Here is a 16,654-nt window from a genome sequence, read left to right on the forward strand (position 1 = left end):
TTGCTGTTATTCTACTGACATAACAATCCGTCCATCAATTTTTCCCTTCTCCATTCGTTCAAAAATGTCATTGATATTTTCAAGGGGTTCTACGTCAATGTTTGCTTTTACCTTTCCTTGCGCCGCAAAGTCAATGGCTTCCTGTAAATCTTTTCTTGTACCGACAATAGAGCCCTTTACTGTTTTTCCATCCAACACCGTATCAAAAATAGGAAGGGACATTTCTTCATTTGGAAGAGCGACTGCAACGAGTGTCCCTCCGCGTTTCAAAGATTGATATGCTTGTTCAAATGGTTTCTTAGCTACGGCCACGCTAATTGAAGCCTGGACGCCCCCGACCTCATCCGTTATGACTTGTGCCGGATCTACATTCGCGGAATTAACAGTTTTATCGGCTCCCAATTTTTGGGCAAGAGAAAGTTTTTCGTCATAAATATCGACCGCAATCACGTTGAATCCCATGGCTTTAGCATATTGAACTGCAATATGTCCAAGTCCACCGATTCCATATATTGCCACCCAGTCACCAGGTTTCGCACTTGAAACTTTTAACGCTTTATATGTTGTTACCCCAGCACAAAGAATTGGCGCAATTTCCTCAGAACTAACAGTGTCAGGAATTTTTCCGGCATAAGCAGCTGGAACTTTAAAATACTCTGCGAAACCACCATCAACGGAGTAACCAGAGTTTAACTGATGAGGACAAAGAGTTTCTCTTCCCTCTAAACAATACTCACATTCTCCACACGCAGAATGTAACCAGGCGTTACCAACACGGTCTCCTACTTTAATTGTTTTGACTCCATCAGCGACCTTTTCAACAACACCAACAGCTTCATGTCCTGGAATCAAGGGAAGTTTTGGTTTTACAGGCCAATCTCCAATTTTGGCGTGCAGGTCTGTGTGACAAACCCCAGAAGCTTCTGTTTTAACCAAAATCTCACCGTACTCCAATTCAGGTACAGGAACATCTTTAATTTCGAGATTCTTCGTAAACTCGTTAACAACTGCCGCTTTCATAACATCTCCTCCTTAAAAAGTTAGATTCATTTATAATACATGCAATTTTTATGCCAATTTATAAAGTGGATGAACTCAAGCTTTAACAACAATTAAGGTACCGAAAAAACGGCCAATCTGCCAATAAAACGGCAGAATGACCAAAAAATTGTCACTATTGAAAAATATTTACTTCTTTCAAGGCGACATAATTTGCAAAAGCGGTCGTCCGGGTTTTAAGAAATACACGTTTTTTATTGTTTTGCAGGGCCTAACGTTGCCTTGTTGCCTCCTTGTTCTTTTCATTTAAAATGTAACGGAGTTTTCTTTGGCTGATATTTAAATACCTCGCTGCCTCTTTACGGCTCCCGTTTGCTTCTAAGAGAGCTCTATTTACAAACTCTTTACTGACCCTGTGATCAAGTTCTTTCAATTGATTTTCTATTTCATCAAAGTCATATTTCGGCGGATTATCTAACGAATGAAGGATCCAGTCTTTCCAAGTAGACAAAAAGGATTTTAAATCCATTGTTTCATTTTTGTGTACCTGCGGTTTTTGAACAGCCACCTGATGTTGTGATTTGATGTTGAATCCAGAGATAATCTTTTCCGGTAAATCATCTGGGGTGATGATAACCTTTTCCCCTTCTATCAGAGAAGTTAGCTGTGTTACCATGTTTGAAAGTTCACGAATATTGCCGGGCCAACTGTAATTTTGAAGAAGATTCATTGCCGTCTCTGAAAACTTCAAGCGCGACTGATTTTTTTTGAGAAAATAGGAAATGAATAAAGGTATATCACTCCTTCGTTCGCGCAAAGGTGGAATATTCAGCTTAACCACATCAAGCCTGTAAAATAAATCCTCCCTGAATTTGTTTTGGGATACGGCCCTATTCAAATTAGCGTGAGAAGCGGCGATGATTTGCGTATTGGTTCTGAGCGTCTTTTCCCCTCCGATTCTCATGAACTCACGCGTTTCGAGTACTCGGAGCAATTTCACTTGAATATCTTGGGTCATTTCCGCTATTTCATCCAACAGTAATGTTCCTCGATTGGCAATTTCAAAGATGCCCTTCCTTTGGTTCGTTGCACCGGTAAAGGCACCTTTTTCATGACCGAAAAGTTCACTTTCCAAAAGCGAATGAGACAAGGCGCCGCAATTAATCCCGATAAATGATTGATCTTTCCTTGAACTTGCCTGGTGGATAAAACGAGCCAAAACTTCTTTCCCGGTGCCGGTTTCCCCCTCAATTAATACGTTGACATTTTTAGAAGCAATTTTATAAGCCAGTGTGGCTAAATGTTTCATCTCTGAATGTTTGCCTATTAGAAATCCAACATCGTTTGCGAGTGTATCAATCGTGTTCTGGGCGAATCCGCTGCCACTAAACAGAAAAGTATCAACTTGTTTTTCTAATTGATCGATGTTATCGAACGGTTTTTCAATATAATCGTCGGCTCCCAGTTTTATCGCCTCGACTGCCGTTTTTACCGTACTGTATCCAGTCATGATGATGGTTTTGCACAGCGGAATTTTTCTTTTAATTTCTTTTAATAAATCGAGTCCATTTGCATCAGGTAGTCTGATGTCTATCATAGCCAGTCCAAAATTTTCATGGTTCAAGCACTCTTTTGTTTCTTTTCCGCTCGCCGCTAGGGTTACGTCATACCCCTTTTCATTTAGTAATGCCTTCAGAAAGTTGCCAACCTCACGCTCGTCATCAATCACCAATATTTGATCCATTCTCAGCCTACCTTTCTTCTTTATGAGAGGTTGCAGGAATCATTAGTAAGAAAAGACTTCCCTGATCTTTTCTACTGCGAATCTCCAGTCTGCCGTTGTGCGTTTTTGCAATACCAAGACTTACAGACAGTCCCAATCCTGTCCCTTTCATTGCTTCCTTTGTCGTATAAAAAGGATAAAAAATTTCATCTTGTTTTGCCGATGGGATCCCCCTTCCGTTATCAGAAACTTTAAGCGTTACCCAATTCAAACCGTCCCACTCTTGAAGTCCGGTTCTTATCGTTATTTTTTTGTTAGGATGAGTACATTCCTCCAACTCGTCTTTTGCATTGATGAGAAGATTAATGAAGATTTGCTCAATTTGTTGCAAATTCCCATCAAAATCCGGTATATGCTGATCCAGTTGAATATCAAGCTGAATATTTTGTCGTTCAATTTGATAGCCTATTAAACTGGCTACCTGATCCACGGCTGAATTAATAGAACATTTTTCAAACATTAAATCGTCTTGCCTGGAAAAGGTAAGCAGATTGCTAATAATTTTTTTACTTCTATCCCCGCAGTTGCGAATGTCTTCCAACATACGATAAGATTGTTCTTTTTTATCAAACTTTCTCATTAACAGCTGAGAATTACCTAGAATGGCTGTTAATGGGCTATTAAGTTCGTGTGCCACCCCTGCGGCCATTTCACCGATTGCAGCCAGTTTGGCGGACTGCAACAATTGTGACTCCATATAGACTTTCTCAGTTATATCTTTCATACTGAGAATAGCTCCCTGAATGTCATCCGCATCATGATGGTAAACAGGGTATATTGATACTTCGAAAACACGGTTATTTTTTAACGAAATTTGTTCAAATACAGAACTTCCGTTAAAGAGATTCTTCAGTAAGAGTTTCTTATTCTCACTATCAGCTAATGAAAAAACACTTTCTAAGGTTTCCCCGTATATATGATGGTCAGGTACTTGAAGAAATCGGGAAACAGCTGCGTTAAAGCGCTGGATCACGCCATTTGTATCAACAACAACCAGAAGATCCTGTACACCATGGAATGTATTTTCCCATTCTTTCTTACTTTGAACAACGGCATTGTACAGACGGGAATTTTCAATACAAACTGCAAATTGATCTGCCAGCTGTTGAAAAAATGATTGGTCGGCTTGATTATATTCCATGCTTTCCTCACCTCCAAGACTAAACACACCGATAACTTTTCCTTTTAGAATTAGAGGTAAAATACATTGGTTTTGTATTTGCAGTTGGTCAAATCTTTCTTCTTTGGTATACGACACTATATTTTTATTATGATACGTCCGGAAAATCGCTTTTCGTTCTTTAATCACCTTCCAATAAAGCGACCCTTTTTCATGTATTTCACTTCCAACCGTCCTATGGTAGGAGTTCAATGGATAGACATGTTTTAAAAACAAGCGACCATCTTCTACCAGCGAAATGCTTAACCCGGTAAAACGGAAAATTTGGTTTAGTTTGTTCAGCAGATTCTTAAGCATGTCTTCCAGGGACATATCAACATTAAAACTTTTCATCATATCATTAATAATTTCCAGTTCTGTGTTCTTCTTTTGCATTTGCCCCACGGTTTTCTTCAGTTCTGTATAATAACTTTTTTTCGAGGATTTGATGCCAGTAAGTGATTCAATAAGGTTTTGTTTTTCGTGCACAAGGATTCCCTCCTAAATCGCCTGGTAAAACAGTTTTTCTACATCCCGGATATTTAGATCACGAGGATTGGTGATCATGCAGGCATCTTCCATGGCTATCTTGCTCATGGCGGATATATGGGATTCTTCCAGCCCCATTTCAGAGAATCGCCTGGGTGTACCGATATCATCGGCCAGTTTTTTCACGTGGGAAATCGCCTTCTGTCCGCTCTCCATTACCGTTAATCCTCTTGTGTCTTCCCCCATCATCACCGCAATGTCTGCAAAATGTTTTGGAGCAGCAATTAAATTGTACTCCATCACGTAGGGTAACAAAACGGCATTGATTTCTCCGTGGGCTAGTGGAAACCGCCCCCCGATGGCATGGGACATTGCATGTACTGCACCTAAAATGGCGTTGGAAAATGCCAGCCCTCCCTGTAAACTCGCCATGGCCATGGAAACTTTCGCTTCTTTATTTGACCTTGAGGCAACGGAAGGACGCAAATATTCCGAAACAAGGGAAATGGCGTTTTTTGCCTGTACGTCCGTTAGGGGAGTAGCAGCAACACTTACATAAGATTCAATCCCATGTGACAAAACATCTAACCCCGTTGACGCTGTGAGAGCCGAACCTTTTGTTGAGAGTGTATCAGGGTCCACAATCGCAATATCCGGAACAAGCGATTTCGATATAATCGTCAACTTCTTTTTTGCTTCTGTATCCACAATAATGGAAAATTGCGACACCTCTGATCCTGAACCGGCCGTTGTGGAAACCATCACTAAAGGAGGTAACGGGCGGTTGATTTTATCGACACCTTCATAATCCTGTATTTTTCCTCCGTTCGAGGCAATAATAGCAATTGCTTTCGCCGCATCAAGTACACTTCCGCCACCAACGCCAACGACAGCGTCACACTCGTTTTCTAGATAGACTTTTACTCCCCGGTTGACCTCATAATCTTTTGGATCAGAAGTTAATTCATTAAAAACTGCATTAAGAAGATTAACAGACTTACAATTTTTCACAACTTCTTCCTCCCATCCCGCGTTAGCCACGCCATCGTCACTAACAATTAGCACCTTTTTAGCACCAAGCCTCTGGCAGCTTTCACCTACCTGGTTAATCGCGCCATCTCCAAAAATAATTTCCGGTGTAACAAATTTACTAATATACATTGGCACTACCTCCATTCTTTAATTTGTATTTCCCGATTTCACAATAAAGATGACGCACTCGCATGTAAATCGCCATAGCAGGAATCTTTCCATCGATTTTTGTTGCTCAATATCTACAAAATTAGGAAGGTGTTTCTGCGTGTTATTTAACGATTACCCCATTACCCGTTTTCTTTCCAATAAGTTTTATCCATTTCTGTTTAAACATCGCTTCCCCGTTTTCTATTGTATGGAGAAAGGCCTGTTATTTCATTTCCTGTATCAATTTCATGATTTATATCATGGATGATCTGCTCTTTTATTTGATTATCTGTCTTGGTCAATGCCAGCCACCTTTTCAAGTGAACTGGAACGTCTACAACTTCAACTTGGTTGATTTCCAATCCAGTATTTTTAAATAGTTCAATAAATTGGGACTTCTTCAGAGCACTCGAGTGGGAAGGATCTCTGAGCCTTTCATAATGATTATAAAGGCGGTGCAATTCATTATCTTCAGGAGAAATCATATCGATTACGCCGACAGCCCCGTTACGAACGCATACCTTACTCATTTCCTGTAGGATTCTATTCGGATTTGTAAAATGATGAAAACCTAGTCTGCTAACAACCAACTCAAAGGACTCTTGTTTAAAGGGGAGATTTTCAGCGTGAGCAATGCGAAAGGCAATATTTGATATACCCTTTTGTCCTGTTTGTTTCATTCCTTCGTTAATCATTTCTTGAGATATGTCAATGGAAGTAACACGATTAACAAAAGGAGCTATGGATTGACTCAAAATGCCGGTACCTCCCGCAACATCCAAAACAGACATACCTTTTTCTAAGTCCAGACTATCCAAAATCCAGGTCAAAAGATCCTCTTGATTCAAAGTTAACGACTTATTTGAAAAGCCTGCTGCCTGCTTTCTAAATTGTTCTTTAATTTTCTTCTCGTGTTCCTTACTCATTCCACTTTGCACCTCTCAACTGGTGTTTTTGTAAAAAAATGAGTCTTTTCGAATACTTGGCCGGGTTTAACAGTAGCACCTTCCTTATTCAAGAAGTGTCAGCAATAGATAAGCTTTATGATAAAAACATGTTACAGTAATGTACATTAAATAAGAGAATGAGATATTATGTACATTGTCTGTCAAAAAATGATAATGTGTAAAATAAATAAACAAGAAAAATAGCTCCTCTTGTTATGATAAAATGAATTCTATGTTAATTTACTATATTTCCAACTTTTCGCCTATAAATTAGCCCATGGGTCTTCTACTAGTTGCGGACGAACTGCTGTTTTTAGCAATACACCTTTTCCCCTTGCCCATTCTCTTAATGAAAAAGCACCTACTGGTAAGATAACTTGTGCATCAATGAACATCGGAAAGTTCTTAAATTGTTCAAGTAAAACTCGTGATTCATCAATTCCAATTGGTTTCTGCGGTGTAATTACAATATCAAAATCACTATTTAATGTCGTCACTTTTCTTCCTGATACCATTTCGAAACCTATACTTCCAGCTGGTCCCCATTCTAAAACGTCATTTAACAATAATTTTAAATCTTTGAATGTTTTTTTTACCTGAGGTAGATGTAAGTATTCGGGCTCTAACTTTGTAAGATCAAGTGGCCGATAGTGGGTCTTTACGCTTGCGGGCATTATATAAGTTGCAAATCGCTGTGATTTAGTAAAACCGCGAACTCCAACTGGTATTTTTTCTCCGATTGTTCCCCCCCACCTTACGACGACAATAGGTGAAATGTCCAAGGAAGTTTTTATCCATTCAGGAATATCTTTATTACCAGTTTGAAGTTCTTTCCAGCTGGATATTACTAACAAGTCATGTGGTTTCATCATTAACACCTTCTTTTGGTTTCTTATGGTTTCCTATCGACTTTTTGTACGAATGTTTGAAAGCTAGAAACTAAAATTCAATCTCGCCTTATCTTTGAGAAGAGAGTATCTAACCATTTAATTTAGATTCAGAGTCTTTAAGGGAAGAAAGGGGTGATGTAAAATTCAGGAAAAGGCAAATTACAATATTCTCTTAAGTGACTTTATCAGTTATTTCATATACCCTTTTAATACATCATCGTTGTGCTTTTCCAATAGTTGTTGTGCTTTATTTAGTTCATTGGTTTGTAAATATTGTATGAGTAAAGAATGTTCTTTCAGTGACTTAGAAATTTTCCCTTCCATAGAAAAGGAATTACTTTGTACAGTTAATAACGGGGTCCCGAGGCGATTATATATGTCATTAATCATTTGACTTCCACTCATGTCTATAATGTGTTGGTGAAATGAATGGTTGAGCCTTGCATACTTGCCGGGATCTTTTTCATTTTGCATTTCCTCAAGCTTTTCATCCATCAATTTTAAGCCATCCTCATCAATACCAGCAGTCGCAATTCTTTTCATTGCTAATGACTCTAGGAAATTCCGAATTTCCAAAAGGTCAAAAATTTCAGTTTGCGAATATTTACGCACAAGCGCAGCCTTCCGTGGAGGCTTTTCCACAAGTCCTTCTAACGTTAAAATATAGAAAGCATCACGAATAGGAGCTCGACTAATACCATAAGTCTCTGCATAGCTATTCTCCACAAGCTTATCACCTGGTTTAAGCTCACCAGAGATAATTTGTTCAGTGATGTATGCAGCAATTTGATGTGAAAGTGCATCCTTAATAATTTGATTTTCCATAGTCTGTTTATCCCCCGCCATTGTTATACGTGATATTATGACAAGAAGACCCACAGAAGGGGTCCCCTCGTATTAATCATACCATTGTTTCAGCATTTCTTCTCTTACTTTGATAGAGTTGGCTCGGCTTGTCTTAGCTAGTGATGAATGTAGCCTATTTTTTAAACTAAAATCTTCTTTTAAAAGGATATCCTGAATAGCTTGTTGCAGCCTATTACAAACGTTATCCACATCCTGTTTAGTAGGATGATCAGCATGTATACCACCAACAAGTTCATGTAGTGCTCCTAATGTTTGGAAGGAATGAATATCATATGCCATTGCTGGTGCATCTTTAGTGACCTGCTCCAGCTCATCAATTGTTCGTTTCGTCACCCTTGCTGCAGATTCTTTAGACATCACATGTACATTGACTTCATCGTCATCGAATGCAATCAACCGATTAGCTTGTAACCCATGGCTAAGGAATGCCCCCGAAATAGCATTTCCTACAAGTAGAGCTACTATCGGATGGCCTGCTATACGCGCCTCTGCATATGCATTCACGGCGGCTGCACAAGCTTGGTGTATACCCAATAACTCTTCCTTATAGCCATATGCCTGACTTGGAACGTCAACGATTGCTACTATAGGACGACGTTGAACTTTACCAGCATCTGCATCTACAACTTCTTTTATAGAACTAGCAAGTGCCCATCCTTCTACTAATCCAACTTCACCACCTCTCACTCGAGGAAAAGGATTATGAGGATCTGGTCCCACGGTAATGAAGCGGGCTAATTCGTTACCCAGATTGGCATCTCCGTACCAAACAGTAGATGCCCCTTTTGTTTTAGGACATTTAAGTGACGTTAAAGCATAAAACCATTTTTGTCCGCGACTACTAGCTTCTGGAGGAAATTGCTGTGTGTTAAATTCAACAAACGTCCGTGATGCAGAAACAAGTTCCCTAAAATTATTAGGTGTAATATCATTATTAGGATCGACTTGTTTAAGTAAAGATAGGTTTTGTTCTATTTGAGTACATTTTGATTTAGATAGTTGATTTTCAAACGCCTTTCTTACCGAAGTAGCGATTTGCTTTACATCGTCATCAACGAGCTCTTCTGCTAATGATGTAGCCACACGCTGTGCGCCTCCAATACTTTTCCAAATAAGGGGACGGTCTTTACTGTCCAATTCTGAGATCCCAGCTTCTTGTTCAACGACTTCAGGGCCATTCAAACCGAGACGACCTTCAGTAGTCATAATCAATTTATCAAACAATCCTGCAGTGATGGACATACCGCCAAAACTACCTATTTTTCCTGGTATTACACCGATTACAGATACATGTTTCCTTAAAGCGACAACCGCAGCCTGAATCTCTGCGATGGCCAACAATCCGTAGTTGGCCTCTTGAAGACGGATTCCTCCAGTGTCAAGAATTATCACCGGACGTGTTTTAATACCGTTAGAATAATCTTCTAAGACCATCTCTAAAGCAGCTGCAATCTTAGCCCCGGAGACTTCCCCAATTCCACCTCCTTGAAACCCACTTTCGATAGACATAACCACCGTTGATTCTCCATCTATTTCTCCCTTTGCCACGATAACGCCATCATCGTTCTGAGGAACAATTCCCTGCTTTTCAAGATGTGGTGAAGCCAAACGATCAAAGGGCCCTAATAATTCACGAAAGGAACCCGAATCCAATATTTGTTCCGCTCTTTCTCGTGCATTACACTCTACAAAACTTACTCTTTCACCTATACTATTCATATTCTTGGCTCACCTCCCATGCCTGTTCTAAGCGGAGATTAACTACTCCTGGCGTGGCTCCGAAATCATTGATTTCTATATAAGCTGCTAGATCGTGAACTGAAAAAAAACGATCTAAAATTGCCCCCCATGTTCCTGCAAAACCTTCAGTTCCTGTACGAATACATACATTGGCTTCATTTTGATTTTGTGGCTCCATTAGAATTTCCAAATCTCCCGAACCTACTACTCCTACATGAACAAGCTTCTTCAATGGTGTTTTAGCTTGATAAGAAAATTTTATTGTTTCCAACTAAGAACCCCCCTTTTTATTGACTTTCTATCATATCTAAAAATATTGTAGCCGCTAATAGGTCGGCACTGCCACCTGGAGATACTCCAATTTCACTCATTTCTGTATTTAGACGTTGAAGTTCTTTCCAATTTAGCTTGTCGTGCTCGATAATTTTACGAGCCCTTTTCTTTACGTTTATTAAAGCCGAATAGCCACCACGATGAAGAATACAAGTATCATCAAGTTCAGCCACAATAGCTAATAGAGTATAAAGCTGTGCTGTAGTTTTACTAAACCCTTTTTTGCGTGCAATTTGAAGCATTGGTAAGCCGATATTAATGATATGAGGAAATCCATTTGTTGCCTCACCGCGGGCTCCACTTACATTAAATTGCTTTTGTACTTTCAAACCATTTGTGTCCCTGTTACCCTGATAACAATCGTCTGGAAAACGAGCAAGTTTAGCTGCGAGACGGCAAATATCACGGCTATTCTTTACGAATGGAGTAAAAAAAACAGATGCGGCTGTTAATAATCCCAGAGCCCATATTGCACCTTTGTGTGTATTTACCCCCTCTGTAGCTTCTAGCATTTCTTTCTCGCCTTTACGTCCAGCTGCTGCTATCTTTTCCCGCATATCTTGGGAAGGATGCTTATTCATTGCAATATCTGCGATTCGTTTAAACGTTGGTTCTAATGTTAGTGCGGAACGTTCCATAAGCGCTAGATTCATATCGCTATGGGCACCGCTGTCCCACTGGTCAACTAGGCCTGGTTTCGGAGTTAACCGTACTTCCGCAAGCAACGATTCTGTCGCTTGTTTACCTCTTACACTAGCCAAGGTACTATTAGAAACATTTATGGTACTCATGACCAATAGCTCCTGAATTGTTGTGGGGGATCATATAAGTCATCAGACCAAGTTATCAAATCTTCTACACTTTGTGCAGCTAATAGGGAACGCTTAGCATCAGCTCGACGAATACCTAGGTCTTCTGGGTAGGCGACGATACCCTTTGAACGTAACTGTTCTTTTTTCTTAAGACTTTGTTCTTGCCCGACGGGTGTTACGCCTGCTACAGCAGCAATGGCTTCCCTGCGTTCGGCGATGCTATTAGTTTTATAAAGATAAGCAATACCTTCCTCGGTAACGAGATGAGTCACATCTTCACCATATATCATGACCGGAGGTATATCTAAACTCGTCTCTTTAGACACATCAATAGCGTCAAGTCGCTCCACGAAAACTGGACTATTTCCTTGCTGATGCGTTTCCATCATTTGAACAACAAGTTTTTTACCACGAACCAACGTTTCTTCCGGATTCATCATATCAAGCCACGCGGGTGTAGAGTGACGTCTTCCTTTAGGGTCATGCCCCATATTTGGAGCACCACCAAATCCTGCTAGTCTGCCTCTAGTTACTGTTGACGAGTTCCCCTCGTAATCCATTTGCAGAGTAGAGCCGGCAAAAAGATCAATGGCATATTGGCCTGCCATTTGACAGAGTGTCCGATTCGATCTAAGCGTTCCATCTTGACCGATAAAAAACACATCTGGGCGCTCTGAGATGTATTTTTCCATACCTCGTTCTCCGCCGAAACAGTGGATGCTTTCTATCCAACCGCTTTCTATTGCAGGAATAAGTGTAGGATGTGGATTCACAGCCCAATGCTGACAAATCTTACCTCTTAAACCAAGGGATTCCCCATAGGTTGGAAGAAGTAACTCAATAGCAGCTGTATTGAAGCCAACTCCGTGATTCAATGATTGAACTTGATGTTTTTCATAGACCCCTCGTATCGTAATCATTGCCATTAGTATTTGAATCTCTGTAATATGGCGGGGATTTCGTGTGAATAATGCTTCAAGTTGATAAGGTTCTTCGGCAACTACGATGACATCAACCCATGAAGAAGGAATATCCACTCTTGGCAATTCGTCCACTTGCTCATTCACCTGAACGATAACAATACCTTCACGAAAAGCAGTGGCTTCTAAAATAGTAGGTGTCTCTTCCGTATTCGCACCTGTATAGAGGTTCCCTGCTGCATCTGCCTTGTCGGCAGCTACAAGGGCAACAGAAGGAATTAAATCAATAAACAAACGACCGTATAGTTCTAAGTAAGTGTGAATATTTCCCATTTCCAATTGACCATCATCAATCATCTGGGCTACTCGTAAGCTTTGTGGCCCAGCATAAGCGAAATCAACTCGGTTCGCTATTCCTTTTTCAAAGATATCAAGATGCTCGGGTCTCGAAATACTGGACATAATCATATGGAGCTCCTTTACGACGTCCGGATTCACAGTAGCAAGGGCAGTTGACAAAAATGAAGCTTGTTTTTGATTATTTCCTTCTAATACAACCCTATCTTTCGGGCGAATCAATGTCTCTAGTACTTCAGTAATATGATCAGCTGCAACATATTTTCCCTCTAAAAGATGTTCAGCTTTTTGCATGCGAGCACTTTTTTCGTCTCTTTTGGTTGTCCATGAACGTTTAACTTTGGTATTTTGAATCATTGTTATTCATCCCTTCTAAAATAATTGGTTATCGATTTCACATTATTTACTAGTGAAAGTGCACGTGAATTTTCAAAAGTCTGGTTGATAAGGTCTGTATGAACACGTCCAGGAGGAAGTTGTACAAACTGACGAACTCCGCGTTCATATAACATGGTCATACCATCATGCCAACGCACAGGGGCCTCAATATTGAAGGCGAGGTCTTTTCGGATAGATACTGGGTCCCACAGCATCCTTGCTGTTCTATTAGCAACATAAGGCACTTCGGGTCTAGCAATGCTCAGCTTATCTAGTTTCTGATCAAGTCTTTTTGCTAAATTTGAGAATAACGGACAATGAGAAGGGACAGTAACATTCAACCATTGTACCTTTCTTGCTCCCTGTTCACTAGCAATTTTAAAGGCATATTCTATACTGTTTCTACACCCAGAAATCGCAATTTGGCCGCCGGAATTCTCGCTGGCAATATAAACGGTATGGCCTTTATCACGCGCTTCATCCAGCAATATTTCAACCACGTGAAAAGGCAACCCTTGAATAACTCCCATACCATAACCTGAGGGAAAGGCTATCTCCATTTCCTCTCCACGGTATTTCACAACCTGAAGTGCATCATCGAATGAGAGCACGTTAGCAATTACAGCCGCAGTGAATGCCCCCACAGAATGTCCAGCAACAAATTTAGGTGTAAGACCTTCTTCCATGAGTGCTCGTGCACAACCTACACCAATGGTAAGTAAGGATAGTTGTATATTTCTAGTTGATTCAAGGGCACTAGATTCACCCCAAATATAAGGGTCTTCATTTATACAGGCACGTGCTTTTTCTATCGTTTCACGAACTTTCGAGTGTTCCGGAAGAGAATTTAGCATGTGCGGAAATTGTGAGCCTTGACCCGGAAATAAAAATGCAACCATTTTACCTCACCACCTAGGATTGTTATTAACAACATTAATTGACAATTAATTATTTATAAAGAAATAATTAAGCGCTGAAGACTGCTCTCATGATGAGAAATATGATCGATGGGCCAAGCAAACAGCTAAGTCCCGTATAAAAAGTAGCAGTCAAAGCCCCATATGGAACAAGCTTTGGGTCCGTGGCCGCCAAGCCCCCAGAAACACCACTCGTAGTCCCTAATAAACCACCGAACACAACCGCAGAGCGAGGATTATTTAAGCCAATGTATTTTGCTACAAAAGGTGTTGCTGACATTGTAAGCACAGATTTCATAAGTCCAGCTCCAATACTTAGGGTGATAACTTCAGAACTAGCACCAATAGCAGTACCCGTAACGGGTCCGGCAATATAGGTGGCTGCACCTGCCCCGAGGGTGGTTAAACTAATCGCATCCGTATATCCAAACATTATTCCAAGGACTATACCAACGATAAACGATAGTATGACTCCTACAAAAAGGGAAATCACCCCAATAAAACCCGCTTTTTTTAGTTCATCCATACTTGCCCCAAAAGCTGTAGCAACAATGGCGAAATCCCTCAACATGGCACCGCCTAACAGACTAATACCTGTAAATAATTGAACATCCGCTATGCCACTATCACCACCGGTTTGAACTCCGCCAAAATATGCTAAAACGAGCCCAAGAACAATTGCAATCGCTGACCCATGGACATGACCGCGTGTTAAATAACGTGAGATAAAGTATGCAAAAAACATAATCGCTCCTATAAGGGAAAAAGCGAATACTAAGCCATTATCGACAAACACATTAAATATAGAATCCATCATAGCATCCTTCTATCCTCTCCAGGATTATAAGTTTCCTTTCGATTTTTTCCAATATTGCTAATCAGGGGGACAAATAAGAATCCCGCAATTACAGCAGAAACTCCAGCAGTTATCGCTAACGGACCACCTTCTATTGCTCCGACCACATTTTGATTTGCAGCCATTGCTACAACAATTGGGATATACATCGATCCCCAGAAAGATAAGCCATCTTGCGTCGGAATACTTAAGCTTCCTCGTTTTTTTAATGCATCTATAACGAGAACCAAAATGAGCATTGCAATCCCTACTCCACCAACGTTAGCTTCCACACCAATCACAAGTCCGAACATTTCTCCAAGAATGATACCGAGAAGCGTACATCCAGCTAACAAGGCAACACCGTATATGACCATATAATCCTCCTCTTAAGTAATCGCTTACATAAATTGCATACAGTCGACTGTGTGTTAGTGCATATTATACTGGGGACCACAAAACAAGTCAATGAATATTTTGATAATAATCATATTTCTATAAATTCCGTCAACCTTCTGCCAATGTGCGGCAGTCGTATCCGTCGATACACTTTTTCCGAAGAATATCTTCAACCACTGTTCTGCCGAATTTACTAGTACTTCAATCCCCATGACTTTAAAGTCATGGGGCGTGCAGGAATATTGACGGGAGGGTTCGGAAAATGTGGTTACGTCATTCCCATTCTCGGTTGTAACGTTAGGATTTCTCATGATTCATCCTCTGTATTTCAAGCGTTAAAGCGCTTATAACAAAACTTGTCGTGCGGCGCCCTTTTCTCGAACTATAGTGTTCAAAATGTAACTGGGTAAATGGATGATGCAGAGACGTACTTACTCACGTAAGATAAATAGAACAAAAGCTGTTAAGCATTGGGTTATTATTTAGTCAACAAAGTGGAGGAACTAATCCTCCGCTTTGCTTTACAGAAAGACCATGAAGGAATGAAATTCATATTCCATTCCAGTACCCTATTGCGGAAGATCGCTACCAAACACTTTGGGGTTTATTACTGAAAGATAAATCCAAAAGAAATACCAAGACACTAACAGTTACTTAAAAAAACTCAATAGATTCTACTAAATTATTAACTTAAACTTTTAACTCATGTGTCAAACTGCCCCTTTTATTGAACAACAGCAGATTGTAATTAGTCCATTAATTCATTTATGAGATCGCTTCTTGTGACAAGCAAAAATACTTCATTGCTAACTCGTTCGTAACTTGCAAACGCCTCATTTCTTCATCATTAATTAATTTACAATGCGCAATTTTATTTCGAATTGGAACGGTTCTTAATAGTTGGGAGTATACTTCTTTTGGAATATCAGCAAAACAGGGGTAAGCTTGCAGCATGGAGATGAGTTGGTGGTAATTAAAGGAGTTAAATCCTATTAAACAAGTTTTATATTTCATGGTTACGGGAGCTTGAATCTGCCAGCCAATCCCATAAGTTTGCTCCATCGTTGTTTCAATGTATTGCCTCACCCTAGTTTCAATTTCAAACAGCAATCCATAAGCTTCTTTCATATATTCGGTTTGCATATAATCGTTCTCCTTGTGTCAATAGTAACAGTTAAACTATATTTCTCTGTGTCTGTAGTAATAAAGTTCGACATGGAATATCGAAATCCTGCATTAAAACCGATTTTTTCTCAAAAAATTCCTCTCCCTTATGGAGAGGCTAATCAATGTATGCATCTAAGACACTATCTAAAGGAAGTACTGTTCGATCATTATCATTTAACTGGATGCTTTTATTCATCGAATCAGTTTTCCAGTTTAGCTGCAATCTGATGATAGTCATGGTTTGAATAATATTCAATCTTAACCGTCAACTCATTATAAATGACCATATGCAATTTTTCTTCAATATCCTGTACTTTTGATTATCCTAGATTGGCTTCTCCTTATATTCCTGTTTTTCCATGTGTGATTTAATAACTGAATATCTCCGGCATCATTAACGAATTCCATTTAACAACATAAGAGTTAGAAAATGAGATATAAGGAATTGCTGCATAGCGCTAACATTAAATCAGTCTCTCG

17 protein-coding genes are annotated in these 16,654 nt (G+C 39.9%); all 17 read right to left on the reverse strand.

All coding sequences use genetic code 11. The features are described from left to right. Positions 1–6 precede the first annotated feature (6 nt). The 17 genes from adhP to ACZ427_RS09020 all read right to left on the reverse strand — a co-directional run bounded on the left by adhP (position 7) and on the right by ACZ427_RS09020 (position 16,412). Positions 7–1,020, reverse strand: coding sequence for an alcohol dehydrogenase AdhP (gene adhP / locus ACZ427_RS08940; protein ID WP_461177728.1), 1,014 nt, complete (start codon positions 1,018–1,020; stop codon positions 7–9). 250 nt (positions 1,021–1,270) lie between these two features. Next, entirely contained in the window at positions 1,271–2,743 is a 1,473-nt protein-coding gene (locus tag ACZ427_RS08945; protein WP_461177727.1) for a sigma-54-dependent transcriptional regulator, read from the reverse strand. A 7-nt stretch (positions 2,744–2,750) separates the two neighbouring features. Beyond that, a complete protein-coding gene (locus ACZ427_RS08950) occupies positions 2,751–4,430 on the reverse strand; it encodes an ATP-binding protein (RefSeq protein ID WP_461177726.1) in 1,680 nt (559 codons plus the stop codon). Between the two features lie 12 nt (positions 4,431–4,442). Beyond that, entirely contained in the window at positions 4,443–5,591 is a 1,149-nt protein-coding gene (locus ACZ427_RS08955; protein ID WP_461177725.1) for an iron-containing alcohol dehydrogenase, read from the reverse strand. A gap of 200 nt (positions 5,592–5,791) precedes the next feature. Then, on the reverse strand, positions 5,792–6,538 hold the full coding sequence (locus tag ACZ427_RS08960) for a class I SAM-dependent methyltransferase (RefSeq protein ID WP_461177724.1): 747 nt from the start codon (positions 6,536–6,538) through the stop codon (positions 5,792–5,794). Between the two features lie 284 nt (positions 6,539–6,822). Next, positions 6,823–7,431: a malonate decarboxylase holo-ACP synthase gene (locus ACZ427_RS08965; protein WP_464883559.1), complete on the reverse strand. Its 609-nt coding sequence runs from the start codon at positions 7,429–7,431 to the stop codon at positions 6,823–6,825. Between the two features lie 207 nt (positions 7,432–7,638). Beyond that, a complete protein-coding gene (locus tag ACZ427_RS08970) occupies positions 7,639–8,274 on the reverse strand; it encodes a GntR family transcriptional regulator (RefSeq protein WP_461177722.1) in 636 nt (211 codons plus the stop codon). 72 nt (positions 8,275–8,346) lie between these two features. Then, entirely contained in the window at positions 8,347–10,035 is a 1,689-nt protein-coding gene (locus ACZ427_RS08975) for a biotin-independent malonate decarboxylase subunit beta (RefSeq protein ID WP_461177721.1), read from the reverse strand. Continuing rightward, positions 10,028–10,327 carry a malonate decarboxylase subunit delta gene (locus ACZ427_RS08980; protein ID WP_461177720.1) on the reverse strand — a complete coding sequence of 100 codons (300 nt, stop codon included), beginning with the start codon at positions 10,325–10,327 and terminating at the stop codon, positions 10,028–10,030. Before ACZ427_RS08980 ends, ACZ427_RS08975 begins: the two co-directional genes overlap by 8 nt. Before the next feature lie 16 nt (positions 10,328–10,343). Beyond that, positions 10,344–11,180, reverse strand: a complete 837-nt coding sequence (locus ACZ427_RS08985; protein WP_461177719.1) for a triphosphoribosyl-dephospho-CoA synthase — start codon at positions 11,178–11,180, stop codon at positions 10,344–10,346. Continuing rightward, positions 11,177–12,835 (reverse strand): malonate decarboxylase subunit alpha, encoded by a 1,659-nt coding sequence (mdcA, locus tag ACZ427_RS08990; protein ID WP_461177718.1) that lies wholly within the window; start codon positions 12,833–12,835, stop codon positions 11,177–11,179. Before mdcA ends, ACZ427_RS08985 begins: the two co-directional genes overlap by 4 nt. A gap of 2 nt (positions 12,836–12,837) precedes the next feature. Continuing rightward, the gene (locus ACZ427_RS08995; RefSeq protein ID WP_461177717.1) at positions 12,838–13,755 is read right to left on the reverse strand and encodes an ACP S-malonyltransferase; all 918 of its coding nucleotides are present in this window, start codon (positions 13,753–13,755) and stop codon (positions 12,838–12,840) included. Between the two features lie 67 nt (positions 13,756–13,822). Next, the gene (madM, locus tag ACZ427_RS09000) at positions 13,823–14,590 is read right to left on the reverse strand and encodes a malonate transporter subunit MadM (protein ID WP_461177716.1); all 768 of its coding nucleotides are present in this window, start codon (positions 14,588–14,590) and stop codon (positions 13,823–13,825) included. Further along, positions 14,587–14,985 carry a malonate transporter subunit MadL gene (gene madL, locus ACZ427_RS09005; protein ID WP_461177715.1) on the reverse strand — a complete coding sequence of 133 codons (399 nt, stop codon included), beginning with the start codon at positions 14,983–14,985 and terminating at the stop codon, positions 14,587–14,589. Before madL ends, madM begins: the two co-directional genes overlap by 4 nt. A 54-nt stretch (positions 14,986–15,039) precedes the next feature. Next, entirely contained in the window at positions 15,040–15,318 is a 279-nt protein-coding gene (locus ACZ427_RS09010) for a hypothetical protein (RefSeq protein ID WP_461177714.1), read from the reverse strand. 454 nt (positions 15,319–15,772) lie between these two features. Next, a complete protein-coding gene (locus tag ACZ427_RS09015) occupies positions 15,773–16,150 on the reverse strand; it encodes a hypothetical protein (protein WP_461177713.1) in 378 nt (125 codons plus the stop codon). A 139-nt stretch (positions 16,151–16,289) separates the two neighbouring features. After that, on the reverse strand, positions 16,290–16,412 hold the full coding sequence (locus tag ACZ427_RS09020) for a hypothetical protein (RefSeq protein ID WP_464883560.1): 123 nt from the start codon (positions 16,410–16,412) through the stop codon (positions 16,290–16,292). Between the last annotated feature and the right edge of the window lie 242 nt (positions 16,413–16,654).

It is taken from the genome of Virgibacillus ainsalahensis (assembly GCF_055380755.1).

Excerpts from the sequence above, each read along its gene's own strand:
- adhP (WP_461177728.1), bottom strand. The coding sequence starts at position 1,020 with ATGAAAGCGGCAGTTGTTAACGAGTTTACGAAGAATCTCGAAATTAAA.
- ACZ427_RS08945 (WP_461177727.1), bottom strand. The coding sequence starts at position 2,743 with ATGGATCAAATATTGGTGATTGATGACGAGCGTGAGGTTGGCAACTTT.
- ACZ427_RS08955 (WP_461177725.1), bottom strand. The coding sequence starts at position 5,591 with ATGTATATTAGTAAATTTGTTACACCGGAAATTATTTTTGGAGATGGC.
- ACZ427_RS08960 (WP_461177724.1), bottom strand. The coding sequence starts at position 6,538 with ATGAGTAAGGAACACGAGAAGAAAATTAAAGAACAATTTAGAAAGCAG.
- ACZ427_RS08965 (WP_464883559.1), bottom strand. The coding sequence starts at position 7,431 with ATGATGAAACCACATGACTTGTTAGTAATATCCAGCTGGAAAGAACTT.
- ACZ427_RS08970 (WP_461177722.1), bottom strand. The coding sequence starts at position 8,274 with ATGGAAAATCAAATTATTAAGGATGCACTTTCACATCAAATTGCTGCA.
- ACZ427_RS08975 (WP_461177721.1), bottom strand. The coding sequence starts at position 10,035 with ATGAATAGTATAGGTGAAAGAGTAAGTTTTGTAGAGTGTAATGCACGA.
- ACZ427_RS08985 (WP_461177719.1), bottom strand. The coding sequence starts at position 11,180 with ATGAGTACCATAAATGTTTCTAATAGTACCTTGGCTAGTGTAAGAGGT.
- mdcA (WP_461177718.1), bottom strand. The coding sequence starts at position 12,835 with ATGATTCAAAATACCAAAGTTAAACGTTCATGGACAACCAAAAGAGAC.
- ACZ427_RS08995 (WP_461177717.1), bottom strand. The coding sequence starts at position 13,755 with ATGGTTGCATTTTTATTTCCGGGTCAAGGCTCACAATTTCCGCACATG.
- madM (WP_461177716.1), bottom strand. The coding sequence starts at position 14,590 with ATGATGGATTCTATATTTAATGTGTTTGTCGATAATGGCTTAGTATTC.
- madL (WP_461177715.1), bottom strand. The coding sequence starts at position 14,985 with ATGGTCATATACGGTGTTGCCTTGTTAGCTGGATGTACGCTTCTCGGT.
- ACZ427_RS09010 (WP_461177714.1), bottom strand. The coding sequence starts at position 15,318 with ATGAGAAATCCTAACGTTACAACCGAGAATGGGAATGACGTAACCACA.
- ACZ427_RS09015 (WP_461177713.1), bottom strand. The coding sequence starts at position 16,150 with ATGCAAACCGAATATATGAAAGAAGCTTATGGATTGCTGTTTGAAATT.
- ACZ427_RS09020 (WP_464883560.1), bottom strand. The coding sequence starts at position 16,412 with ATGACTATCATCAGATTGCAGCTAAACTGGAAAACTGATTCGATGAAT.